At 41.1% G+C, this 24,087-nt stretch carries 27 protein-coding genes, 1 pseudogene and 1 other annotated feature; of the genes and pseudogenes, 24 read left to right on the top strand and 4 right to left on the bottom strand.

Features of this window, described 5'->3' with window-relative positions:
• The 15 genes and pseudogenes from M313_RS0111585 (at nt 1) to M313_RS0111660 (ending at nt 12,685) form a co-directional block, all read left to right on the top strand.
• Nucleotides 1-276: a gas vesicle protein gene (locus tag M313_RS0111585; RefSeq protein WP_010195335.1), complete on the top strand. Its 276-nt coding sequence runs from the start codon at nt 1-3 to the stop codon at nt 274-276.
• Nucleotides 242-526 (top strand): gas vesicle protein K, encoded by a 285-nt coding sequence (locus M313_RS0111590; RefSeq protein WP_010195337.1) that lies wholly within the window; start codon nt 242-244, stop codon nt 524-526. The genes M313_RS0111585 and M313_RS0111590 overlap by 35 nt, the downstream gene beginning before the upstream one ends.
• A 55-nt stretch (nt 527-581) precedes the next feature.
• Entirely contained in the window at nt 582-914 is a 333-nt protein-coding gene (locus M313_RS0111595; protein WP_010195339.1) for a gas vesicle protein, read from the top strand.
• 15 nt (nt 915-929) lie between these two features.
• Complete coding sequence (gene gvpT, locus M313_RS25855; RefSeq protein ID WP_010195341.1) at nt 930-1,721, top strand: YtxH domain-containing protein; 792 nt, start codon at nt 930-932, stop codon at nt 1,719-1,721.
• 21 nt (nt 1,722-1,742) lie between these two features.
• Nucleotides 1,743-2,432 (top strand): gas vesicle accessory protein GvpU, encoded by a 690-nt coding sequence (gvpU, locus tag M313_RS26380; protein ID WP_010195343.1) that lies wholly within the window; start codon nt 1,743-1,745, stop codon nt 2,430-2,432.
• 57 nt (nt 2,433-2,489) lie between these two features.
• Nucleotides 2,490-2,885, top strand: a complete 396-nt coding sequence (gvpU, locus tag M313_RS0111610) for a gas vesicle accessory protein GvpU (RefSeq protein WP_010195345.1) — start codon at nt 2,490-2,492, stop codon at nt 2,883-2,885.
• A 160-nt stretch (nt 2,886-3,045) separates the two neighbouring features.
• Nucleotides 3,046-4,418: pseudogene (locus tag M313_RS26985) on the top strand (sigma-54 interaction domain-containing protein).
• Between the two features lie 245 nt (nt 4,419-4,663).
• On the top strand, nt 4,664-5,986 hold the full coding sequence (locus M313_RS0111620; protein WP_029326455.1) for a GntP family permease: 1,323 nt from the start codon (nt 4,664-4,666) through the stop codon (nt 5,984-5,986).
• Between the two features lie 29 nt (nt 5,987-6,015).
• Entirely contained in the window at nt 6,016-6,792 is a 777-nt protein-coding gene (locus M313_RS0111625; protein ID WP_010195354.1) for a 3-hydroxybutyrate dehydrogenase, read from the top strand.
• A gap of 195 nt (nt 6,793-6,987) precedes the next feature.
• Nucleotides 6,988-7,170: a hypothetical protein gene (locus tag M313_RS0111630; protein ID WP_010195355.1), complete on the top strand. Its 183-nt coding sequence runs from the start codon at nt 6,988-6,990 to the stop codon at nt 7,168-7,170.
• A gap of 51 nt (nt 7,171-7,221) precedes the next feature.
• The gene (locus tag M313_RS26150) at nt 7,222-7,365 is read left to right on the top strand and encodes a hypothetical protein (protein ID WP_010195356.1); all 144 of its coding nucleotides are present in this window, start codon (nt 7,222-7,224) and stop codon (nt 7,363-7,365) included.
• Nucleotides 7,366-7,472: 107 nt separating this feature from the next.
• Nucleotides 7,473-7,721, top strand: a binding site (T-box leader).
• A 51-nt stretch (nt 7,722-7,772) separates the two neighbouring features.
• On the top strand, nt 7,773-10,190 hold the full coding sequence (leuS, locus tag M313_RS0111640) for a leucine--tRNA ligase (RefSeq protein WP_010195358.1): 2,418 nt from the start codon (nt 7,773-7,775) through the stop codon (nt 10,188-10,190).
• Between the two features lie 123 nt (nt 10,191-10,313).
• Nucleotides 10,314-10,619: a rhodanese-like domain-containing protein gene (locus tag M313_RS0111645; RefSeq protein ID WP_010195361.1), complete on the top strand. Its 306-nt coding sequence runs from the start codon at nt 10,314-10,316 to the stop codon at nt 10,617-10,619.
• Between the two features lie 468 nt (nt 10,620-11,087).
• Nucleotides 11,088-11,726 (top strand): nuclease-related domain-containing protein, encoded by a 639-nt coding sequence (locus M313_RS0111650; RefSeq protein ID WP_029326456.1) that lies wholly within the window; start codon nt 11,088-11,090, stop codon nt 11,724-11,726.
• A gap of 419 nt (nt 11,727-12,145) precedes the next feature.
• Nucleotides 12,146-12,685, top strand: coding sequence for a hypothetical protein (locus M313_RS0111660; protein WP_010195368.1), 540 nt, complete (start codon nt 12,146-12,148; stop codon nt 12,683-12,685).
• Between the two features lie 232 nt (nt 12,686-12,917).
• Here M313_RS0111660 and M313_RS0111665 read toward each other — a convergent pair whose 3' ends face one another.
• Both M313_RS0111665 and M313_RS0111670 read right to left on the bottom strand, forming a co-directional pair.
• Nucleotides 12,918-13,439, bottom strand: coding sequence for a hypothetical protein (locus M313_RS0111665; protein ID WP_010195369.1), 522 nt, complete (start codon nt 13,437-13,439; stop codon nt 12,918-12,920).
• A 12-nt stretch (nt 13,440-13,451) separates the two neighbouring features.
• Nucleotides 13,452-13,844, bottom strand: coding sequence for a hypothetical protein (locus tag M313_RS0111670; protein WP_157182459.1), 393 nt, complete (start codon nt 13,842-13,844; stop codon nt 13,452-13,454).
• Nucleotides 13,845-14,129: 285 nt separating this feature from the next.
• On the opposite strand from M313_RS0111670, the gene M313_RS0111675 reads away from it, so the two are divergent.
• Nucleotides 14,130-14,309, top strand: coding sequence for a sporulation protein Cse60 (locus tag M313_RS0111675; RefSeq protein WP_010195371.1), 180 nt, complete (start codon nt 14,130-14,132; stop codon nt 14,307-14,309).
• Between the two features lie 158 nt (nt 14,310-14,467).
• Complete coding sequence (locus M313_RS26635; protein ID WP_262370684.1) at nt 14,468-14,590, top strand: hypothetical protein; 123 nt, start codon at nt 14,468-14,470, stop codon at nt 14,588-14,590.
• Here the strand turns inward: M313_RS26635 and M313_RS0111685 are convergent.
• Entirely contained in the window at nt 14,573-15,853 is a 1,281-nt protein-coding gene (locus tag M313_RS0111685) for a BaiN/RdsA family NAD(P)/FAD-dependent oxidoreductase (RefSeq protein ID WP_029326458.1), read from the bottom strand. The two genes, M313_RS26635 and M313_RS0111685, sit on opposite strands and share 18 nt — an antisense overlap.
• Before the next feature lie 129 nt (nt 15,854-15,982).
• Here M313_RS0111685 and M313_RS0111690 point away from each other — a divergent pair, with 129 nt between their 5' ends.
• From M313_RS0111690 to M313_RS0111700, 3 genes are all read left to right on the top strand, one after another.
• Nucleotides 15,983-16,363, top strand: a complete 381-nt coding sequence (locus M313_RS0111690) for a hypothetical protein (RefSeq protein ID WP_010195374.1) — start codon at nt 15,983-15,985, stop codon at nt 16,361-16,363.
• A gap of 77 nt (nt 16,364-16,440) precedes the next feature.
• Entirely contained in the window at nt 16,441-18,060 is a 1,620-nt protein-coding gene (locus M313_RS0111695; RefSeq protein WP_010195375.1) for a putative polysaccharide biosynthesis protein, read from the top strand.
• Between the two features lie 50 nt (nt 18,061-18,110).
• Nucleotides 18,111-18,821 carry a pseudouridine synthase gene (locus tag M313_RS0111700; protein ID WP_010195376.1) on the top strand — a complete coding sequence of 237 codons (711 nt, stop codon included), beginning with the start codon at nt 18,111-18,113 and terminating at the stop codon, nt 18,819-18,821.
• 80 nt (nt 18,822-18,901) lie between these two features.
• Here M313_RS0111700 and M313_RS0111705 read toward each other — a convergent pair whose 3' ends face one another.
• Complete coding sequence (locus M313_RS0111705) at nt 18,902-19,123, bottom strand: DeoR family transcriptional regulator (protein WP_010195377.1); 222 nt, start codon at nt 19,121-19,123, stop codon at nt 18,902-18,904.
• Between the two features lie 296 nt (nt 19,124-19,419).
• On the opposite strand from M313_RS0111705, the gene M313_RS0111710 reads away from it, so the two are divergent.
• From M313_RS0111710 to M313_RS0111725, 4 genes are all read left to right on the top strand, one after another.
• Entirely contained in the window at nt 19,420-20,133 is a 714-nt protein-coding gene (locus tag M313_RS0111710; RefSeq protein WP_010195378.1) for an ABC transporter ATP-binding protein, read from the top strand.
• Entirely contained in the window at nt 20,130-21,266 is a 1,137-nt protein-coding gene (locus M313_RS0111715; RefSeq protein WP_010195379.1) for an ABC transporter permease, read from the top strand. The genes M313_RS0111710 and M313_RS0111715 overlap by 4 nt, the downstream gene beginning before the upstream one ends.
• Before the next feature lie 7 nt (nt 21,267-21,273).
• Nucleotides 21,274-22,689 (top strand): dipeptidase PepV, encoded by a 1,416-nt coding sequence (pepV, locus tag M313_RS0111720; protein ID WP_010195382.1) that lies wholly within the window; start codon nt 21,274-21,276, stop codon nt 22,687-22,689.
• 122 nt (nt 22,690-22,811) lie between these two features.
• Nucleotides 22,812-23,975, top strand: a complete 1,164-nt coding sequence (locus tag M313_RS0111725) for an MFS transporter (protein WP_234946563.1) — start codon at nt 22,812-22,814, stop codon at nt 23,973-23,975.
• Nucleotides 23,976-24,087 lie beyond the last annotated feature (112 nt).

The following is a 24,087-nucleotide window of genomic DNA, read 5'->3' on the forward strand; positions in this document are numbered from 1 at the left end:
ATGTCCCATAGAGATTCGATAGAAAACAAGGATATAGCTCTAATAGATATTCTAGACGTCATACTTGATAAAGGTGTGGCAATAAAAGCGGATTTGGTCATTTCCATAGCGGGTGTCGATCTTGTTTATTTGGATCTTCGTGTCCTGATTGCATCCGTAGAATCCCTGGTTCAGGCACAGCAGGGAAATGGCAAGACAGTATCTTCCGTAGAATTTGATCAACAAAGGGAGGGATTAATACATGCAACCGGCCAACCCGACAAGTGGACGAATTAATTTAGATTCTGATAAAGCGGAACATGGATTAGCTCAACTCGTCCTGACTGTGGTGGAGCTGCTGAGGCAAATCGTGGAACGCCATGCAATGAGACGTGTGGAAGGCGGAACCTTGACCGATGAGCAGATTGAAGATCTTGGCGAAGCTTTAATGAACTTGGAAGAAAAGATGGAAGAACTAAAAGACATATTCGGCCTTGATGCAGACGACTTGAATCTGGACCTAGGACCTTTAGGAAGCTTACTTTAATTGATTATTTTCAGGAAGCTTGCCTTCATTCATTACCCTAAGGAGGGTTCATATAATGGCAGTTCAAACGACTGGACAATCAAGTACGATAGTGGATGTACTTGAGAAAATATTAGATAAAGGTGTTGTAATTGCAGGTGACATCACAGTAGGTATCGCAGATGTGGAGCTGTTGACCATCAAGATACGCCTCATTGTCGCCTCTGTTGATAAAGCGAAAGAGATTGGTATGGATTGGTGGGAGACGGATCCTTACCTAAGCTCTAAAGCGGTGGATAACAACACCAAAGCGTTGGAAGAGGAAAATAAAATGTTACAGGAGAGACTTGAATCTCTCGAAAGAAAACTAGATTCAAACCGAATAAATTCAACGGAATTCAACTACTAATAGGAGGTTTTTAACATGGCAGAAAACAAAACAAACACTACAGAAAATCAAACAGAGGAACAAAATACGAATAAGGAAGAAACTTCATTTACAGGTCCAATTACTCGTTCCATTGCAGGAGGAATCATCGGGGCAACAGTCGGCTATTTAGCTACTCCGGAGAACGGTAAAAAGTTAATGGATAGCATCGATACAGAGGCTCTTAAAACAAAGAGTTCCAGTTTTGGAGAAACAGCCAAGGAAAAATCCAAGAAAGCTTTTGAATCTATTAAAGGTTCAACAAAAGGTTTATTTAATAAAGAAAAGGAAGAAACAAGTGAAGATGAGTCTGAAAATGAAGCTTCCAATGAAGATGCTTCAAGTGAACAAGAGGTTGCTGCAACAAAAGAATCTACCAAGGACTCCACAAATGAAGATTACGAATCCTTGAAAGAAGAAAATAAAAACCTTACCGATCGATTAGGCAAGTTGGAGGAAATGCTGACTAAACTAACGGAAGAAAAAGAAGCTGACAGTAGTTCCGAAGAAGACAGCGAAGAAGAAAAAGATGATGATAGCGAAGAAGACAGCAAAGAGGAAAAAGAAGAGGATGGAGAAGAAGACAACGTAGAAGATAGCGAGGAAGAATCAGAGGAAGACAACGAGGAAGAAACAGAGGACGAAGAGGAAGACGATAGTAATGATGAAAAGGGAAAGAAAAGTAAAACTAAAAAGAAGCGTTCTACAGCTAAAAAGTCTTCTAAGAAGAAAAAAGATGAAGAAAGCAATGACACCACTCTTTCCAGTGATGACGATACTTCATCTTAATAAATGAAGGGAGCTTTTAACATGAGTAAAGAGCAGACATCAGGGAAAGACAATATTCTTGCTTTCCTTGTCCAGGCAACGAACAAGCACGATGTATCCATTGATATCACATTAAATGTAAATGGTGCCATTGTTACAGGAACTATTCTGTCAGCCAAGGACTATTTTGTTAGATTGAGCGAAACTTTTGAGGATGGCAGCGAGGTTGCTCAACAACTTAGTGAAAAGTTTGCTCAAGCAGGAGAATCCATTGATTCAGAAGATGGTGTGGAAGCAAGCTTCATCCATCTTAAAGATGCAAAAGTACTTTGTGGGAGCAATAAATCGACACCTTCCAAGGGGGAAGCTCTTTGGAGAGGGGCACTTAGTGATATTAACGGTTTCTATTTAGATAAAATCCCGGATAGCGCAGAAGATGATGAGGAAGAATCAGACAATGGCGATTACCAATCATTGAAAGAGAAGAATAGTAAACTAACAGACCGAATCGGAAAATTAGAAGAGATGATAGCGAAACTTAGCCCTGATAATAAAAATGAGGATAAGTCTGAAGATGAGACAGAATCCGATGAAAAACAGGATTCAAGCGAAGATACATCCAATGATGATGAAGAGAAAGAAAAGAGTCAGAAAAAACGTTCAGGGACTAAATCTGGTTCTGCCAAAACCAAAAAGAAAGCTTCTGCTAAAAAGACAGCCAAATCCGAATAAGGCAAGACGTATAAAATAGTTCGGCTTTCTTTTCTGTTGATGAAAGGAGTAGTGTAAATGAGTAATGAGCTTGGTGCCAGAAAAGACAGTATTTTAGAGTTTTTTGTGCAAGCAGCCAATAGTTATGATTTTTCCCTGGATATTAGCTTGAATGTAAACGGTGCTGTTATATCAGGTACTCTTATATCAGCTAAAGATTATTTCGAAACAATGAGTGAGACCTTTGAAGATGGAAATGAAATAGCCCAAAAGATAAGTGAACAACTTGCAGCTACAGGAGAAAGCTTTGAATCTAATAAAGGTGCCGAAGCAAATTTCATCCATTTAAAAAATACAAAGGTTTATTGTGGAGATAGTAAACCCACTCCCTCAGAAGGGAAGATTCTCTGGAGAGGGAAATTAAGCGATGTGGATGGGTTTTTCTTAGGAAGGATATCAGATAGTGCTTCTTAAACTATATATAATTTGGTCCGAAAAAGCAGCTGTCAGTAGAAATCATTCCGACAGCTGCTTTTTAGTTTGTAAAAATGTACTATAGATGTTTATGTAATCGCTCTCATAACTGTCAGACTTTTGTGATATATTTAGTTTAGTTATGCAGGAGGGGTATAGGATGGGAGTAAAGGATAGCTTACTAACAGAAGAAATGATGGATACTATCATTGCAAATGCGTTTGAGTGGATAGTGGTAGTCAATCATGAGGGAAATATAATCTATATGAATGATAGTTATTGCGAGTTTATTGGGGTGGATAATAAAGAGGTGATCGGCAAGCATGTGACGGAAGTGATAGAGAATACTCGTATGCATGAAGTGGTGAAGGCGGGGAAGGAAGAGTTGGCCGATCTCCAATATATCAAAGGGAATTATATGATTGCTAACCGTGTGCCGATCTTTAATAAAAACGGGGAAGTGATAGGTGCTTACGGAACGGTCATTTTCCGGGATACGAGTGAATGGGACAAGATGAACAGTCATGTCAAAAGCATGCTTGGACGGATCAGAAACTATCTGCAGGAGTATGAGCAACAGACCGGAGTGAAATACACGCTTGAAGACATTATTGGAAACTCTAAGCTCATCAAATTATTGAAAGACAAGGTAAAACAGATTGCTGCCAGTGATGTTTCCATCCTGATCAGGGGGGAGAGTGGAACAGGGAAGGAATTATTTGCACACAGCATTCACCAATTAAGCAACCGCAGTCAGATGCCTTTTATCAAGTTGAATTGTGCGGCTATACCTGAACATCTCCTTGAATCCGAATTGTTTGGGTACGAAGAAGGGGCATTTACAGGGGCAAAAAAAGGCGGGAAAAAAAGGAAAATTCATGCTTGCCGATGGAGGGACATTATTTCTGGATGAAATTGGAGACATGTCTTTGCCGATGCAAATTAAGCTGTTGCGTGCTTTGCAGGAAGGGGAAGTGGAACCGGTCGGTGCGATAAAGCCGATACAGGTGAACGTTCGTGTCATTGCGGCGACCAACCGACCGCTAGAGAAAATGATGGAAGAAAAGCGATTCAGGGATGATCTCTATTATCGCATTCATGTTATCCCTTTTCAGATTCCCTCGCTAAGAGAGAGGATAGAAGATATTTCGCTGCTTGTCGAACATTTTTATTCAGAAGATCTGTAAGCGGACAGGCAGGAGGATTACATCTGTAACAGAGGATGCCCTTGATGCATTGTCGCGCTACCGTTGGCCGGGGAATATAAGGGAACTCGAGAATGTCATCCAAGCCGCCGTTCATTTATCCACAGGTGAAAAGCTGACAGTGGAAGTGCTTCCTGACTACATGAGGGATTCCTATTCGATTCCAATTGGCTCCAAATCATTGAAGGAAACGTTAGAGGATGCAGAAAAACAGGCCATTATTCAAACACTGGAAAAGTACCAAAATGATAAATTAGTGACAGCAAAACAACTAGGCATCAGTAAATCAAGTCTTTATGAAAAGTTAAAAAAACACAAAATAAAATAGCTAAACAAGCAACAGAGTCCAGATATCCGGAAAATGTTCCAGATATCTGGACTCCTTTGTTTTAAGGCAGTTCTTCTGTTTTTGTCCAGATTCTCGGAAAACCCTTTTGTTCAAAATATTGAAACATTTAAACTTGCAAGTTGGCACGCTTCTTGCATTAATAAATGCGGAACGTAAAAATTATTGGTAAAAAGCTTAAGGTGTTTTGTAAGCGTTTACCAAAGGAAGAAAAAGGGGAAAGAAAAATGTGGAGCATGATTGGTCTTATCGGTGGTTTGGCATTATTAATTTTTTTAACGATGAGGGGAATGAACCTACTAGTAGTTGGTCCATTATCCGCACTATTTGTAGCTCTTTTAAGTGGAATGCCGCTATTTCCACAACTGGTCGCTGAAGGGGAAGTAAACTTTGTCAGCAGTTATATGGGCGGCTTTTCGTCCTTTGTAACTTCCTGGTACCTAATGTTCTTACTTGGTGCCATTTTTGGAAAAGTAATGGAGGATAGCGGTGCGGCAGATTCCGTTTCCGGATTGGTTGTGAATAAACTGGGTATGAAATTCGCTGTTCTGGCTATTGTAGCAGCTTGTGCCATTTTAACTTACGGGGGAGTAAGCTTGTTCGTTGTTGCATTCTCCGTTTATCCGATGGCAATCAGCTTGTTCAAACAGGCTAACCTGCCACGCCGCTTCATTCCGGCAGCACTGGCATTTGGTTCTGTAACCTTTACGATGACTTCGGCAGGATCTCCGGAGATTCAGAACTGGATTCCTATTGAATATCTGGGCACAAGTCCATATGCAGGAGCGGAAGTAAGTGCACTAGTTGCCGTGTTTATGATGATTTTCGGTTACTGGTGGTTGAAGCGTATGATTTCAAAGGCAGTGGGACGCGGAGAGACGTTCGTTTCTAGAGATAGCGATCCTACGATCGATGGCGAAAGACCATTGCCAAACCCATTTTTGAGTTTTATTCCACTAGTAGTGGTACTAGTAATCTCGTATATTTTCCATGATGATTTGAAGCAATCTGCGCTAATTATCGCATTATTGGGAGGTATCATCACAACTTATGTACTCGGAAGAAAATACTTCAAGAACTTCTGGAATGCTATTTCAGAAGGGACAATGGGTGCTTTGATTGCTATCGGTAACACAGCGGCGGTTGTTGGATTCGGCGGAGTTGCCAAGGTGGTACCTGCATTCGGCACGGTTGTTGAGGCTATGACCAACATTCCGGGCAGCCCGCTTATCGGAGCGGCAATTGCAGTCAGCGTCATCGCAGGTATGACGGGATCTGCTTCTGGCGGCCAGGTTATCGCCTTGCCATTGATTGCCCCACATTACATGGACATGGGCGTCAATCCTGAAGCGCTTCATCGTACCGTTGCCATTTCTTCCGGTGCGCTCGATTCCTTGCCACATAACGGATATGTTGTAACAACCGTCCGGGCAATCTGTGGAGAAACGCATCAGGCGGCATATGGGCCGGTTGCAGCAGTAACGGTCATCGTTCCACTGATTGGGTTGGCAATTGCTATCGCATTGTTCTCTATGGGACTAGGAATCTAATATTTTTTTCCTGAAAGGAGTTTAAAGCAGTGGTTAAAGATAAAGTTGTACTCATCACGGGAGCAGCCCAAGGAATAGGATACGAAATAGGAAAACAATTTGCCGAAGCAGGTGCAAAAGTCGTGCTAACGGATTTGCACGAAGAGAATGTTGTCAAGGCGGGAGAAGGATTGAATCGCCTTGGATTGACTGCCAGGGGGCTAAAGTGTGATGTAACGTCAGAGGAGGAATTGAAATCTGCGATTGATGCCACGGTTTCTGAATTCGGTAGATTGGATGTCTTAATTAATAATGCAGGTCTGCAGTATGTCTCCATGTTGGAGGACTTCCCGACTGAAAAATTTGAGCTTCTTACCCGGGTGATGCTCATAGCTCCTTTTGTCGCGACAAAGCATGCCTTTCCAGTGATGAAAGCCCAAGGTTTCGGAAGGATTTTGAATATGGCTTCCATCAATGGCTTGGTGGGATTTGCCGGCAAAGCGGCATATAACAGTGCGAAACACGGAGTGATCGGGTTGACGAAGGTCTCAGCCTTAGAGGGAGCTGCAGATGGAATCACCGTCAATGCACTTTGTCCTGGCTACGTGGATACCCCGCTTGTCCGAGGACAGCTGAAAGATCTAGCAGAAACCAGGAAGGTTCCTTTGGAAAAGGTGTTGGAAGAAGTCATCTATCCATTGGTTCCGCAACGTAGACTATTGCAAGTAACAGAAATTGCCGACTATGCGATGTTTTTAAGCAGCGATGCAGCTAGGGGCGTGACAGGTCAGGCAGTAGTTATTGATGGTGGATATACGGTGCAATAATGTGTGGAAAAGTGGAGTCTCAGGTTATCGCTCTTTTAAGGAAGAGTGGACCTGGGCTTTTTTGTTCCATATTTAAATTAAATGTCGAAAGTTAAATCAATTATTTTTGATTTAATGTGTTGCATATTTTTTCCTCTGAACATATAATGAAATTAATTAATCAATAAAATTTGATGCAAGAGAGGAGGAGAAAACATGAATACACATCCTTATACCCTTACAAAATTAAACGAACAAAGATTAGAGAGCTTACAATATGACAGTCGATTGGCAATGGCTTCAAAAGGCAGAAGAATAAACATCATCAACTATCTGCTAAACTTGTATAACCAAGTTGCCAGACAAAATCAGAGTCAACAATGCTGTACACAAAACTAGTTTTTGGACTATTAATCAAAAAAAATTGATTTTGAAAAAGGAGGAAAAGTTATGTTTTCATTTTTAAAGAAGAAAGAAGAAGGCTGTTGTGGGGTAGAAATCATAGAAGTAAAAGAAAATCAGGCATGTTGTGATGAAGTTGAAACAGAGGATTGCTGCAATGAAAGTCAGAACGAAAAGCAATCTTGCTGCTAAAGCAACTGTACCATTGAATACTTTTCCGGAAAACGTTCATAATGATTAGTGAAAATACCCCTTGCAGTTTTTAAGCAAATTCATTACAATACAAACTAACAACTAAAACTTATACGTTGAAAAGGATCAGTAGTGGACGAAACGAGCATAGAGAGTTGACGGGTGGTGGAAGTCAACAAACGATCGGACATGAACTCGCCTTGGAGTAGCAATTGTGAACCCTTCATTTTAGAAGGCAGTAATATTTCGCCGTATCATCCGCGTTAAGGATTCGAGTGATTATCACAATTATACTGTGATAATAATCTGGGTGGTACCGCGGTAGGTTAAGTATATTCAAACCTCTCGTCCCTTTATTGGGATGAGGGGTTTTTTGTATTTATTTGAGTTAACAGGAGGAAGACAAAATGTCATTTCAACATCAGTCCATTGAACAAAAATGGCAAAAGTATTGGGAAGAAAACAAAACATTCAAAACACATGAAGAAAAAGGGAAAGAAAAATTCTACGCACTAGACATGTTCCCTTACCCATCCGGCGCAGGCTTGCACGTAGGTCACCCGGAAGGTTACACAGCAACAGATATCCTTTCCCGCATGAAGCGTATGCAAGGACAAAACGTCCTTCATCCAATGGGTTGGGATGCATTCGGTCTACCTGCAGAGCAATATGCGTTGGATACAGGAAACGACCCGGCAGAATTCACGGAACAAAACATCAACACATTCCGCAGACAAATTAAGTCCTTAGGCTTCTCCTATGACTGGGATCGCGAAGTAAACACAACAGATCCTGAGTACTATAAGTGGACACAATGGATCTTCTTAAAACTTTACGAAAAAGGCTTGGCATATGTGGATGAAGTTCCTGTAAACTGGTGTCCTGCTCTTGGGACGGTTTTAGCGAATGAAGAAGTAATCGACGGAAAATCCGAGCGTGGGGGTCATCCCGTAGAACGCCGTCCGATGAGACAATGGATCCTTAGAATCACAGAATACGCGGATCGCTTATTGGAAGACTTGAACGAATTGGATTGGCCGGAAAGCTTAAAGGATATGCAACGTAACTGGATCGGTCGTTCAGAAGGTGCGAATGTACATTTCAGCATCGACGGTACAGATGAGAACTTCACTGTTTTCACGACACGTCCAGACACACTTTTCGGTGCAACATATGCAGTGTTGGCTCCTGAGCATCCGTTGGTGAAAAAAATTACAACGGATGAACAACGTGACGCAGTTGAAGCATATATCACAAAAGTTCAAAGCAAAAGCGACCTTGAGCGTACGGAACTTTCCAAAGAGAAATCCGGTGAGTTTACAGGTGCATTTGCAGTAAATCCAGCAAACGGCGAGAAATTGCCAATCTGGATTGCCGACTACGTATTAATGAGCTACGGAACTGGTGCCATTATGGCAGTACCTGCCCATGATGAGCGCGACTGGGAATTTGCAACAAAATTTGATCTTCCAATTGTAGAAGTGGTTGCAGGTGGCGATGTGTCTAAAGAGGCCTACACAGGTGACGGTGAGCACGTTAACTCCGATTTCTTAAACGGTCTTGGAAAAGAAGAAGCAATCGCCAACATGATCGAATGGTTAGCTGCCAATGAAAAAGGCGAAAAGAAAGTATCCTACCGCCTTCGTGATTGGTTGTTCAGCCGCCAGCGCTACTGGGGCGAGCCGATTCCAATCATCCATTGGGAAGATGGCACGACCACAGCGGTTCCGGAATATCAGCTTCCACTTGTATTACCAAAAACAACGGAAATTCGTCCATCCGGTACAGGCGAATCCCCACTTGCTGCCATTGAGGACTGGGTAAATGTCGTAGACCCTGAAACAGGTAAAAAAGGCCGCCGTGAAACAAACACGATGCCGCAATGGGGCGGAAGCTGCTGGTACTACTTGCGCTATATCGATCCGAAAAACAGCGAACAGCTTGCAGATCCTGAAAAACTAAAAGAATGGTTGCCGGTTGACATCTACATCGGTGGAGCAGAGCACGCCGTACTTCACTTACTATACGCACGCTTCTGGCACAAATTCTTATACGATATCGGTGTGGTACCAACGAAAGAGCCATTCCAAAAACTTTTCAACCAAGGAATGATCCTTGGGGTAAACAACGAAAAAATGAGTAAATCCAAAGGAAATGTCGTAAACCCTGACCACATCGTGGAATCCCATGGTGCCGACACCCTTCGTCTATACGAAATGTTCATGGGACCACTTGAAGCGTCCATCGCCTGGTCCACCAACGGACTAGACGGATCCCGCCGCTTCTTGGATCGCGTTTGGAGATTGTTTGTAGAAGAAAACGGAAAACTAAGCTCCAAAGTGGCCGAAGTAACAGAGGAAGATACACTTGAGAAAACATATCATGCTACTGTTAAAAAAGTGACAGAAGACTACGAAGGCCTACGTTTCAACACGGCTATCTCTCAAATGATGGTCTTCATCAACGAAGCTTACAAAGCTGACACCATCGCAAAAGACTACGTGGAAGGCTTCGTTAAAATGCTTTCCCCAGTCTGCCCGCATATCGCTGAGGAGCTTTGGGAGAAACTAGGCAACGAAGGAACCATCACATACGCTGCTTGGCCAACATTCGATGAATCCAAACTAGTCGAAGATGAAGTCGAAATCGTTGTCCAAGTGAATGGTAAACTAAAAGCGAAACTTTACGTCCCATCTGACGCTACCCGCGAAAAAATGGAAGAAATCGCCCTTGCTGATGACGCTGTAAAAGAAAGCATCGAAGGCAAGACAGTACGCAAGGTCATCGCTGTACCAGGTAAACTTGTGAACATTGTAGCGAACTAAGTGTAGCAAGGAAAATTAGCATTTGATTGCAAGACTGCCGACGTCCTAATTGGCAGTCTTGTTTTCTTTTTGTTAAAATAGAGGTAATTAGTTTTACACTACATAGAATCGAGGTTTTCACACATGTCTGAAATCCAAACAATATCCACTGATGAATTGAAAAAGAAACTTGACGCTGGCGAAGAACTTTATCTAGTCGACGTTCGCGAAGACGAAGAAATCGAAATGGGCAAAATCAAACAAGCAGAACACATCCGCATGGGCGATATCCCAGAAAACCTGGACAAACTAGACAAAGACAAAGAATACATCGTTATCTGCCGCTCAGGACGCCGTAGCGAAAACGTCTGCCACTACCTGCAAGACCAAGGCTACAAAGTCCGCAACATGGTCGGCGGCATGCTAGAGTGGGAAGGCGAAACAGAATAATATAAGTGTGACCACTGACCAGTGGGCGAGAAATGGGCCGCTGGTTGGTGGTTTTTTGTTTTTTTGAAAGTTGGTAACTGGGGTTTGATTTGGATCTTGGCACTTTTCGAAAATAGGTAATTGGGGTTAAGGGTTGGGGTTTTTCCAAAAGTGGGTAATTGAGGGGTGCTGCTATTAATAGCTGCCTAAGGAGTGGGTTACTAATCGTGGCGAAACAAATTTAAAGCTCAAATAAGGAAATAGTCAAAAAACGAGCTGAATTAGTCAAAAAACCCCTCCAATTATACGAAAAACTCCTCCAATTAGTCAAAAAACCTCTTCAAATTATCAAGAATCCATATTGTGTAAGAGGGTCCCCCATATTATTTAATAAAAAGAGGAAATTTCCTAAAAGATTTTTTGCAGAAAAGAAGGAGATATGTAGAAAGATGTCAAATGATACTCTTATCCTATAAAAGAGGTGATTTTTTGATAAAAAAAGCAAGATGCATCCCCTTAAAAGTGCATATTTTGAGAGCAATGAAAAGGCGAGTTCGACCTAATCATGAAAAAACCCAAGACTTTCTTAACGAATTAGGTAGAAAAGAAGCAGGAATTTACGGTGAACAATTTTTAGACTATTACTTAAAACTACTTCCAGAAACTGACCACCCTTTTTACATATTCCACGGACTAAGACTACCGTTTAGGGATACCTTCTTTCAAATGGATACCCTCATCTTATTTTCAAATTTCTTTTTAGTATTAGAAGTGAAATTTTTTAAAGGAACTCTCTACTTTGACCCGAAAAACTATCAACTTTTACAAGAAGTAGATGATAATCCACTTAAAGTATATCCAGACCCTATCTTGCAAGCTTCTAATCAATGCTCCAAATTACAGTCATGGCTAAGAACGAGGCAATTAACTGATGTGCCCTGTGAAAAGCTAGCAGTACTAACTAACCCTAAAGTTATTACGAAAGTACTTTCCTCTCCGAGCGAGGTGGATAGAAATGTAGTGAAAAGCCCCGCCCTCTCTGCTAAAGTAAGTATGCTATTAAAGCGACATTTCTCTCAGCCTCTAGACAAAAAGTTTAATAAAAAAGCTAATAAAACAATTACTTAAAGATCATACACCAGATAACTCTTCTCCCATACTTCAGTATGGGGTCTTGCCTTCAGATATAATAAAAGGTGTATTATGTCCCTGTTGTAGTCCCTATAAAGTTATGAAAAGAATTTACGGTACATGGGAGTGCCTTTATTGTGGAGGGAAATATGATGACGCACATAGAGCCGCACTAGTGGATTATGCCCTATTAATAAGTCCGTTCATCTCTATGAGAGAGTTAAAGAGGTATTTAGGATTAGAAAATAGATTGACAATTATCAGTCTGCTGAAAAACCTTAATATTGAATTTGTAGGAAAAACCAAATCCCGCACCTACAATCTCACCCCACTCCTTACAAAAACTTGAAACCATTCCCAAACTCATCCGTATATATATATACAGACCATCAGCCAGGAAGGAGGCCACATCAATCATGGACTTCATCGACCAAAACATATTCTCACTTTTTCTTCTTATGATAGGGGTATTACTCATTCTGGATGCAATTACAAGTTTCCAACAAAAAGGAGTTTCAAAGATCTCCACTGGTAATAGATTTCAAAGCACCATAATGACAGGGCTTATAGCTCTTGGCCTATTGGTGTACACGACTTCTAATGAATATTGGAACATTAACTCGCTCTTTTTTGCGCTAAGCCCCGTACTTGTGCCATTTATCATGATGATCATGCAAAGAAAAAAAGACGAGATACATATCAAGAAATATGAACCCCAGACTGTCATGAATATTCTAGAGAGAAACCTGGATGACCAAAGATATTCTTATAAAAAAGATGTCATAGCAAATGAAGACTATATGAGCAGCAACTATATCACGATGTATTATTTTGATGATCCTTATCAAACCATCAAGATAAAGTGGAAGGATCTTGAAACAAGCGGTCTAGAGGTGGAGTTCCAAAACTTTGCCGATAAGGATTTTATAAAGGAAGTGGGTGGGGGACCTTCGTGAGGAAAGGCCACCTATCTCATTGTTCAAATTCAAACAAAATTTCACTGATTATTGCAGCAATCGCATTATTCATTGGAAGCATGCAGTTGCTTGGATTCTAAATTAAGAAGGAGCCTCGCTCAATAACAGCGAAGCTCCTTCTATTTTTCTAGCACACAATCATTTTATTTGGGTTACTACGTATTCTTCAGGAAGCATGGAAATCACTTGTTCCATATTTTGAAGAAAGTTCTTATTTGAAATAAAAATAAAATCCTTGCCCGTCATGGCCGACCTTTAACGCGGCAATATCCTTGTTTCTACTTAACTTAGGAAAAGAATAACCATCTCGTGATGTAAGTTGAACATTATTTATAAATGATATTCCGTAAAATTGATTTTGAGTTGCAAGGTGGTAGGTTTCGCTCATGATTAATTGCAACTCTTCCATGGAAGATGCTTTGATTTGAAAAAATGGGGGATGGTAGGTTAAATTATTTCCTCCAGTAGAGTACATTCGCTTATCGGTAAAATAGTCAACTGAATAGGAGAATCCTAAATGATCAAAAATCTGCCGCATCTCTTCTTCCTCATCATGCCCCTCAACCATTACATATAAAGGAAAAATATCAAGCTTTCCTAGAAAGTCTAAAAGTAACTGTTTATTTTCTTCCTGATAATCCTGCTCTTCAAATTTATAAAGATAAAAATGATAAAATCCATCATCCTCTATTTCACTAAAATCCCCATCTTCTGAAAACCAAACTTCTTTCATCTTAATGCCTCCTTAATCTTGCTCAATATGCCTTACAGGAATAGATGAAGTTTCTTGCATTACCATCCAATCCTTTTCTGAGTAAATGTAGATTATTGGCAAGGCTTTATCATACTCGGGCTCTCCTATAATTTTCCGAATAAAGCGAAACGAATAAGTGAGATTCTTGTAATCATTTATCTCAAACACTAGGCTTCCGCGAGAGGAACGCTCAGAGTCTAGAGTTATGTTGGAAGAAATCAAGCTACGGAAATCCACATATAAATCATCATATGGATTATCAATGACAAGAAAGTTACGCTCATCTCTTAAGGTGTCTGCTAAACGTACTGTTAAGGTTAAGTACTCCCCATCAAGCTCTGCATAAAAATAAGCATCGAGCTCCTCGTTATATTTCTTAGTCAATTCCCAGCTCACCCCATGGTACACAAACGCACATACCAAACACAAAATCACTAACAAGCCAACCACCACAGGCTTCCTCCGCACAACCTTCAACAAACGCAATCACATCCTTACCCGTATAGTCATTAAAACTCTAACTCTATTATATTCAACGTAAAGAGCAAAAACCCTTTGGGGGTCTGACCCCAAAAGGGTTTTTTTTTGAATAAAAGTATAAAACCCGATATTTCCTCCTATAAATAATAATAGAATACAAGCAAACTATTAAGAAGGAGGGTGTGGGGGTTGGTGCAAATTAGGGTGTTTGATGAGGAGCATGAGCGGGACCTCGAGGATGCAGTGAATGATTTTCTTAAGGGATTGTCTGACAGGGATGTGATTGACATTAAGTATCAAGTAGGATGTATTAACGATGAGGAAGAACAGATCTATTGCTTCTCTGCAATGGTAATATTTAGAACCTGAAAACTTACCGGAAAGATGTTTATCAGGTTCTTTTTTGTGGGTATAGATAATTATCAGAAACAAATTATAAATAATTGAAACATTTTCGTAACATCACTCGTCTAATTAGTAACAGGTTATATTAACAGAAACTAAAAATCAGAAAGGATGTATTCACTATGAATCACCACACACAAAACGAGGTACTTCCAGAAGAAAGTAAATCATTTATCAACGAGTTTGGCATGTATGGAGTAGGACTAGCTTTTGTAATGTCATTCGTACTAATTGTAACGACGTAGGCTTGCCGCCTTTTTCCCGGCGTTCAGGCCTGCAAGTCTTCCTGTCACCAAGGCCGAGGTGATATTATAACCACCAGTATATCCATGGATATCAAGTACTTCTCCACAAAAGTATAATCCGTCTTTCATTTTGGAAGCCATTTCTTTCGGGTGCACTTCTTTCACCGAAACGCCGCCTCCGGTTACAAATGCCTTTTCAATGGAGAGGGTGCCGGATACTTCAAATTGGAATTGTTTGCACATTTTCGCTAGCTCCCTTATTTTCTCATGGGCTAATGTCGCACCAATTTCCTGCTCGTCAATCTTACAAACTTCCAACAAAAACAATAAATAACGCTCAGGTACAAGCCCTTTAAGCACATTCTTAATGGCTTTTTTTGGTTCGTCCTTCAATGCCATATTGAGCTGTTGAAATACTTGCTCTTCGTTTAAAGATGGCATAACATCCAAATTCATCGTTACTCTATTCACACCGAATTTCTTCATTGTTTTCACAACATATTGGCTGCATCGCAAAACAGCAGGCCCTGAGACGCCAAAGTGGGTGAAAATCATATCCATTTGATGTGTTTTTACCACTTTTCCTTTTGGATTTAATACGCTCAAAGCTACATCGCGCAGGGACAATCCTTGCAACCTTTTCTCACGGATGAATTTTTCTTGTGAATTTAATGGAACTTCAGTCGGAAATAGGTCCGTAATCGTATGCCCCGCTTTGCGTGCCCAAGGATATCCATCACCTGTGGAACCGGTATGTGGCACGGATTTTCCACCAACAGCAATGACTACACATGAACATTCCAAAAACTCGCCTGTTTTTAACAACACGCCACGGGTCCGGTCCTCATCATATTCCACCGTTTCCACCGAAGTATTAGTCCGCATCTCCACCCGCAACTCTTTCATCCTGTTCAATAACGCGTCAACCACACTTTGTGCTTTGTCTGAAACAGGAAACATCCGGCCGTGATCTTCTTCCTTCAACTGTATCCCAAGCTTTTCAAAAAACTTGATGATATCTTCATTATTAAACTCAGAAAATGCGCTATATAGGAATCTCCCATTACCAGGGATATGTTTGATAATTTCGTCTACGGGCAGGCGGTTTGTCACATTACAGCGACCGCCCCCTGAAATGGCAAGCTTCCGCCCAAGTTTATTTCCTTTATCGATCAGTAGTACTCTTGCTTTTTGTTCTGCCGCAGCGATGGAGGCCATAAGCCCTGATGGACCGCCGCCTATAATAATCACATCATATTTCATTTTTTCACCAACCAACTATATTTTGCTTACCTGTTGCCTATTATACCCTCTATTCTCTTGTTGGACAAAAAGAGCAACATTCCGTATTATTTTCAAGTAGATTACAAATTAATGAAAAGGGGGTATCTCATGACATATTCACCTAAGCTTTCAGAAGCACACATTCCATATGACGGTGGCTGGACAGAAGAAGATGGAACCCCGGTCCTGTTGCTTTCTGTTCCAACCATACCATTCAAAATGAACACTAATTTACATAAATTCTCGTATACATGGCTCTTTGAAAAAGAGATGAATGCTTATGTTCTTTGCATCCGTTTACATAATCAAGAAGAATTCGGGCTTATCTTCAGTCAAAAAGAAGCAGGAGTCCTCTTACTAGATGCGGATGCTTACGGTGAATTCACTGTAGTGGTAACAAAAGAGCACATAGAGAACTTGAAAGACGATACGCCATATCTATCTTTTCCAAAGATTTCACTAACTAGAAGTTTACTTGCGGGATGGTAAAATAGTGCTTCCGCAATAAGAAGTGTGCTAAAATACAAAGGTTAGACAAAAAGTTACAAATAGTAGGTAGGGATTTTATGTCAACATCAAATATATTGAGAGGTACCTTGATCTTGACAGTGGGAACGATGCTGTCACGGGTACTCGGATTAGTTTATATTTTTCCTTTTCATGCCATGGTTGGAAATGATGCAGGAGACCTTTATTCATACGCATATGTTTTATATTCTGTTTTTCTAAGTGCGGCTACCCTTGGTGTTCCTTTGGCAGTCTCCAAATTTGTCGCCAAATACAATGCACTTGGCGAATATAGTGTAGGTAGAAAATTATTCCGTTCTGGAATTTATGTAATGAGTGTGTCCGGTATCGTTTCATTCCTAGCACTATATATACTGGCTCCATATCTCTCTCCCATCGTAATGGGTGGAGAAGAGGGAATGTACACATTTGAAGATGTTACTTATGTGGTCCGTATGGTAAGTGTTGCTTTACTTCTGGTTCCTATCATGAGTTTAATCCGTGGGTTTTTCCAAGGGTATGAATCTATGGGACCAACCGCCATATCGCAGGTTGTAGAACAGCTTGTCAGAATCGTATTCCTTTTGGGAAGCTTATATGTAATCCTCAATGTTTTAGAGGGAGAAATGACGGTTGCCATCGGATTCGCCACGTTTGCCGCTTTTGTGGGAGCGATAGGTGGACTTGCGATTTTAGTAGGGTATTGGTTCAAAAGGAAAAACCATTTGGATACTCTACTGGAAAAAGATCCCGATAGTGTCGAAATTTCATATAAAAGCATGTACAAAGAATTGGTTTCATATGCCATGCCTTTCGTATTTGTCGGTTTGGCAATGCCCTTATACCAGTTGATAGATACATTATCCTTTAACAAGGCAATGGTGATGGCAGGGTACGCTATAGATCATGCCAGGGTAGCTTTTGGTATCATCAACAATTACGGTCAAAAATTAATCATGATTCCGATAACACTAGCGACAGCTTTTGCCTTGAGTTTGCTTCCTGCCATAACAAAATCGTTTATCAATGGGCAGCATCATAGTTTGCAAAAACAGCTTAGTGTGACTTTGCAGATATTGCTTTTCTTGACTGTCCCTTCTTGTATAGGCTTATCCCTTTTAGGAGGGCCAGCATATGCAGCATTCTTCTCTTATGATCCATTAGGGGGACAACTATTGACTTGGTATGCGCCGACCGCAATACCATTGGCAATTTTCACGGTTACTGCCTCCGTTTTACAAGGCATCAATAGACAGAAATATACGGTTGTAGGACTTGCGATCGGATTGTTATTGAAACTGGTCCTCAATTATCCGCTTATACTGTTGATGGGTGCGGAAGGATCTATCGTGGCAACGGCAATTGGATATACTGCCAGTGTTGCGGTGAATCTGTGGGCAATAAAAAAATATACTGAATTTGATTACTCTATGGTTCTAAGACGTGGTACTCTCATGACCATCTTCAACGTCATCATGATTGCTGCAGTCCTAGTAGTCCTTCAACTATTAGAAGGTGTTGTCCCTTACAGCGAAGGCCGCTTACAAGCCATCATCGTAGTGGCTGTCAGCGGATTAGTCGGAGCGGGCATCTACTTCTTCCTCAGCTACAGAAGTAACTTGTTAATGTATTTGTTTGGAAATCGTTTTTCGTTTCTAAATAGAAAAGAAAGAGGATAGAGGTCTCGAGTCAGAGAGGCCTCTTTCCCTATGAAAGGAGCGGCACGAGTATGAGATTGGATAAAATGCTTGCCAACAGTGGTTTTGGAACGCGCAAAGAAGTGAAGAAGCTTCTAAAAACGGGTGTGGTAAAAGTGGATGGAAATGTGGTAAAGGATGCGAAGGTGCATGTGGATCCGGAGGTGCAGGAGGTAACGGTACATGATGATATCGTGGAATACCGTGAGTTCATTTACCTGATGATGCACAAGCCGCCTGGACTGTTATCTGCAACGGAAGATCACCGTCAGGAAACGGTGGTGGATATCCTGCAGGAAGAGGATAAAATGTTTGAACCTTTTCCGGTTGGACGCTTAGATAAAGATACAGAGGGCTTACTGTTGTTGACAAACGACGGTCAGCTTGCACACCAGTTGTTATCACCAAAAAAGCACGTGCCAAAAACGTATTATGCCAAAATTGATGGCGAAGTGACGACAGAGGATATGGAAGCGTTCAAAAAAGGCGTTACCTTAGATGATGGGTACGAAACGTTGCCTGCTGAACTAGTAATACTTGAAGCTGGCCCAGAATCACAAATTGAGATTACCATTGTTGAAGGGAAATTCCATCAGGTAAAAAGAATGTTTCAAGCGGTTGGAAAGACAGTAACTTACTTGAAGCGTCTGAGCATGGGAGAACTGAAGCTTGATGAAGACCTTGAGCTTGGGGAGTATCGTGAACTGACAGATGAAGAATTGGAACTATTGCAGCGAAGATAATAATGAAAATAACGAAGAGCCCCATTCCAAGTGAAAAGGAATGGGGCTTTATTGTTGTCTGATTAATTTTATATGTAGTCTTATGAAGTCAACCTAACTTTTTTCTGCGTAGTAGTCCACTTACCTTTCGTTGGACTTTGAACCAGGTCATTAAATGCCAGCACATTTAAATCACGCTGGACGGTTCGGGGTGTAATCCCAAATTCATCGACCAACTGCTGTGTAGAGACAGTTCCCTTTTCATGAATAAACATGTAGACGGCTTTAATACGGGTTAGCATACGGTTAGTTGAAGGCTTCAAAAAACCACTCCTTATCCGGTATTTAACATGGTACTACTCGCTAAATTCTTGATGATAGGTGTTAGGTATTAAGTTAGTTTATATTGTACACGATTTTGTGGAAAAAATTCTAGAATAATGATGCAATTTACACAATATTAACATTTAGTCTATGAAGTGTTAAGGGAAAACAAAAGAATATGAGTCTATATACATTATTTTACACTACTCGACAATATTCTGCTAGTAATTTTTAGAAAAATATGAAACTTTCGACCTAAAACTTCGTATGAAACAGGTGAGAGGAGAGGACCTGTATGGAATTACTAACACTACATTTAGAAAAAGCAGGATACGATGATGAGATGTCTGTCGTGCAAAATATTGATTTTACGGTTTCAAAAGGTGAAATGGTAGGTCTGATCGGCCCTAACGGCGCTGGTAAAAGTACGACAATTAAAACTTTGCTTGGCTTAAATCCTTTTTTTGAAGGACAGATATCACTTCCTCCTGATAAATCATATGCCTATATTCCTGAGAAACCTGTATTTTATTATGATATGACATTATGGGAGCACATAGATTTGATGGCGTCTTTACTAGAGATAGATGAAAAGGTGTGGAAAGATCGGGTGGAGGACCTATTGAAGTTGTTTGATTTGGAAAAAGTCATCCATGAATCTCCGGCTACCTTTTCAAAAGGGATGCAGCAAAAAGCTATGTTGATATTTGCCATCATGTCTAAGCCTTCTTTATATATTGTGGATGAACCGTTTATTGGGCTTGATCCGATTGCAACGAAGAAGTTACTTCAGCTTTTTCATCAGGAACAGGCTAGGGGTGTCGGAATCTTGTTGTGTACGCATGTTCTGGATACGGCGGAAAAGATTTGTGACAGGTTTATTCTTTTGGCTGACGGGCGCAAGAAAGCAGAAGGGACCCTACAAGACATTCAAACAAATTGCCAACTTCCTGGTGCTTCATTGCTAGATTGTTTCTACACCTTATCCGCAAGGGAGCAGGAAAAATGACGGCATTCCACTTATACAAGGAACGACTTAAACAAGAGCGTCAGTATCAGTGGAAGAACACAAAAGCTGTAATTGATTGGACGATCCTGGTCTATATTGTCCTTACATTATTATTCGTTGCAGCCATGATTTATGATATGTTTCCGAGTTTCATTGCATTGCTTCAGAAACTTCCATACGGTTTAACCCTTTTTGTTATTTATTATCTTGCTTGGACTGGAACCATTCGAGTGTTTTATCAACAGGCGGATACGTACTTTTTTGTCCACCGCCGAGATTTACTGTATGGGTTGAAAAAGTGGGGTGTGATAGCGAGCACGGCCCTTAATCTTATAAAATCCTTGCTAATTGCTATTCTTACATATTTGTTGATGGAGGCAATCAGTCCGTCTACCCTTCCGTTGTTTGAATGGATAATGTTTTATCTTGTGTTGTTCCTATTCATCACCATACTGAGTAAAGTAATAGATTTGCATTGGTCTGGATGGAAGCGGAAAGTAATTAATTTCACCGTGTTTCTATTTCTTGGACTACTAGTTTATCTTACGGTTGTTCAAGCTATGTGGATCGTATCGACGGTTTTCCTTATGCTGGGGTTGGTAGTCTTTTTTATCCTTTATTTGCGGACGGAGAGTTTTATGGTGGATATGGCACATAATGAGAAGATCCGGCAAAAGTATGTTGGGATGATTTTCTATGCGTCAGAATATGTGCATGTTCCTCGTTCCTCAGAGCGGACCAAGCCTTTATTTTTCAGACGTTCGCAAAGGATAATAGAAGACAGGAGTCCTCATAGTGCCTTGACGGAATTGTTTTTTAAATATTTGTTGCGGAATTCCCGTCATATTTTTTCGTATTTGAAACTGATTGGTATCACCATCGCTGTCATGGGGTATCTCCCGTTGTGGATGACATTCGGCTTGTTTATGGCGTTTTTCTTTTTTCTAAAAGAATGGTTAAATATAGTATATGATGAATTGGTGGGACATCCCTTTTTGAATATGCATAAAGGGAAGAAGCTAATTCAAGAGCACTATCAAGATCTTGTTACAAGATGGTTGTATTATCCGGCTGTGGGATTGGTCGGATTTGTACTTATGTTGAATACGCTTTTTCATTTTCTAATGAGGTGATGATTAAATGGGAAATTTCAATTGGTTAGAAGAAGTAGAGAAAAGAAAAGATTCCTTAATAAAAGATACACAGGAATTTTTACAAATCAATAGTGTGTTGAATGAAGAGGAAGCAAGCACAGAAGCTCCTTTTGGAAAAGGAATTGAAGAGGCACTCCAATATTTATTACATAAAGGGGAAGCAGACGGCTTTGCTACAAAAAATGTCGACCATTATGCCGGCCATATCGAACATGGACAAGGAGAAGAACTTGTCGGCATCCTATGTCATGTTGATGTAGTGCCAGAGGGGGACGGCTGGACAGATGAACCGTTCAGTGCCAGCATTCGTGACGGCAAAATTTTCGCACGCGGTGCAATGGATGACAAAGGCCCTACAATGGCGGCTTATTATGCTCTAAAAATTGTAAAAGAACTAGATTTGCCTCTATCTAAACGTGTACGCATCATCATTGGTACAGATGAGGAAAGCAGCTGGCAGTGTGTGGACCATTATTTTAAACATGAAGAAATGCCTACAATGGGGTTTGCGCCTGACGCGGACTTCCCAATCATCTATGCCGAAAAAGGAATAGGGGATATCCAACTCCGTCTTGATTTCAACGGTGAAACGGCAACAGGACAAAACAGCTTGTTAACGTTTGATTCAGGTCGCCGGTTAAATATGGTGCCCGATCATGCTAAAGCATCGCTTGAAGTGACGGAAGATATGGATGCAATCACTCATGCTTTTAATGAATACATTTCAGAAAAAGGAATAGAGGGTGGGTATACGAAGGAAGGAAATGCTTTGTTCCTTAACATCAAAGGTGTGTCCGCTCACGCGATGGAGCCGGATAATGGTACGAATGCAGGATACCATTTGGCAAACTTCCTCCATTCTGTAGAGCTAGATGCAAGAGGAGCATCCTATGTCAGCTTTATTAGTGAAAAGCTTGCATTTGATTCTCGTGGGAAGAAGCTTAACATCAATTTCCACGATGAGATTACGGATGATCTCACCATCAATACAGGTGTTTTCCGTTATGATCGCGAAACAGCTGTCGGAGCTCTAGGGGTAAACATCCGTTTTCCGGTAACAAGCGATACAAAGGAAGTGGAAGTGCAGTTGCGTAAAGAGGCGGAGGCCTATGGATTTGATGTGAATAAATTCAATGTCTCAACTGCACATCATGTTCCACAGGATCATGAGCTTATCCAGACTCTTCAAAAGGTTTATGAAGAACAAACCGGAGAAAAAGCGGAGTTATTGTCTATCGGTGGGGGAACATATGCAAGATCGCTTGAAGCAGGGGTGGCCTTTGGTCCGCTTTTCCCTGGCAGGGAGGATGTAGCGCATCAGAAAGATGAGCATATTTTCATTGAGGATCTCATCAAGGCGACTGCCATCTATGCACAAGCTATCTATGAATTAGCGAAATAACATATTTATGCGAAATCTAAATGTGGTAGAATGTAAAGGTTACTTCCCCAAGGGGCGGTAACCTTTTACCTTTTCCTTTATTTGACGAGAAGAAAGAAGGATATATGATGAGTACTGCCTCTATGAAAGACAAAACTACTCGCTATTTTTACAGTTTTTACTTTTTAACCTTTTTCAGCTTTGGGGCGTTATTCCCGTTGCTGACCGTATATTTGAAAGAAGATGTCGGATTGAGTGGATCACAAATCGGGATGATCATGTCGATTAGTCCTGTAGTGATGATATTCGTCCAGCCGTTGTGGGGTGTTTTTAGCGACTATACCCAAAAACCAAAACAAATCCTGCTCTGGACGCTGTTTCTCACAGCGGTTACAGGGATTGCCTTTTCATTTATGGAGAGCTATGGAGCATTGCTTGCCGTTGCATTTTTGTTGGCTGTTACACAAAGTGCCCTTGTTCCCATTTCAGACAGCATTACCCTTAATTATGTGCAGAGGACCAAAGGAAACTATGGTTCCATCAGATTATGGGGGGCAATAGGTTTTGCGGTGGCCGTGCTTGTTGCAGGATGGCTTTCTGATTTCTTTTCCTTAAAAGTAATCTTCTTTATCTTTGCTATCGCGTTATTGCTGGGCACGGTGGTATCAATTTTTCTACCGAAAGAAAGTCAGACAATCAGTGTGAATGTCCGTGATGGCATTGGAACGCTCATGAAATTGCCTAAGTTTGTAATGTTCCTTGTGACAACGTTTCTAATATTCGGTCCTGTCTTCGCCAATAATTTTTACTTTGGCCTGTTCATTACGGATATTGGAGGGACTGTTACGGGAGTAGGGATAGCATTCTTGCTCGCTGCCGGTAGTGAGGCGCCATTTATGAGGGTGGCAGGCAAGTGGATCGCACGCTTCGGACTTCACGCGATCATGATTAGTGCTGCTTCCATTGCGATGATACGGTGGGTGCTTTATTTCTTTGAGCCCCCGTTGTATGTGGTGTATGCGACGACGATTGCACAAGGTTTCTCTGTGGGGCTTTTCATTCCTGCCGCGCTGCAGTTTGTGAGGGATATTGCCCCAAGCTCTGCGCGTGCTACGGCGGTTTCTTTATACACTGCCGTCGGTAACGGGCTGGGTAGTTGGTTCTGTACATTCTTTGGCGGCTTTATTGCAGAGTATTATTCTGTTGCACACGTTTATTTGTTCTTTGGCGTTTTAACAATGTGCGGACTAGTGTTCATCATGATGATCAACCAAGCCGACAAAAAACAACTCGCAAAAGCTTCATAAATTTATAAGAATGAGTGGATTGGAGCGGAAGGCACTCGACTCCGGCGGGAGGTAGCGGTAGACTTGAGACCCCACAGCGCAGCCGGGAGGCTCAAGCACCGCTCCGCGGAAA

The organism is Bacillus sp. m3-13 (genome assembly GCF_000175075.1).
Taxonomy (GTDB): Bacteria; Bacillota; Bacilli; order Bacillales; family Bacillaceae_I; genus Sutcliffiella_A; species Sutcliffiella_A horikoshii_C.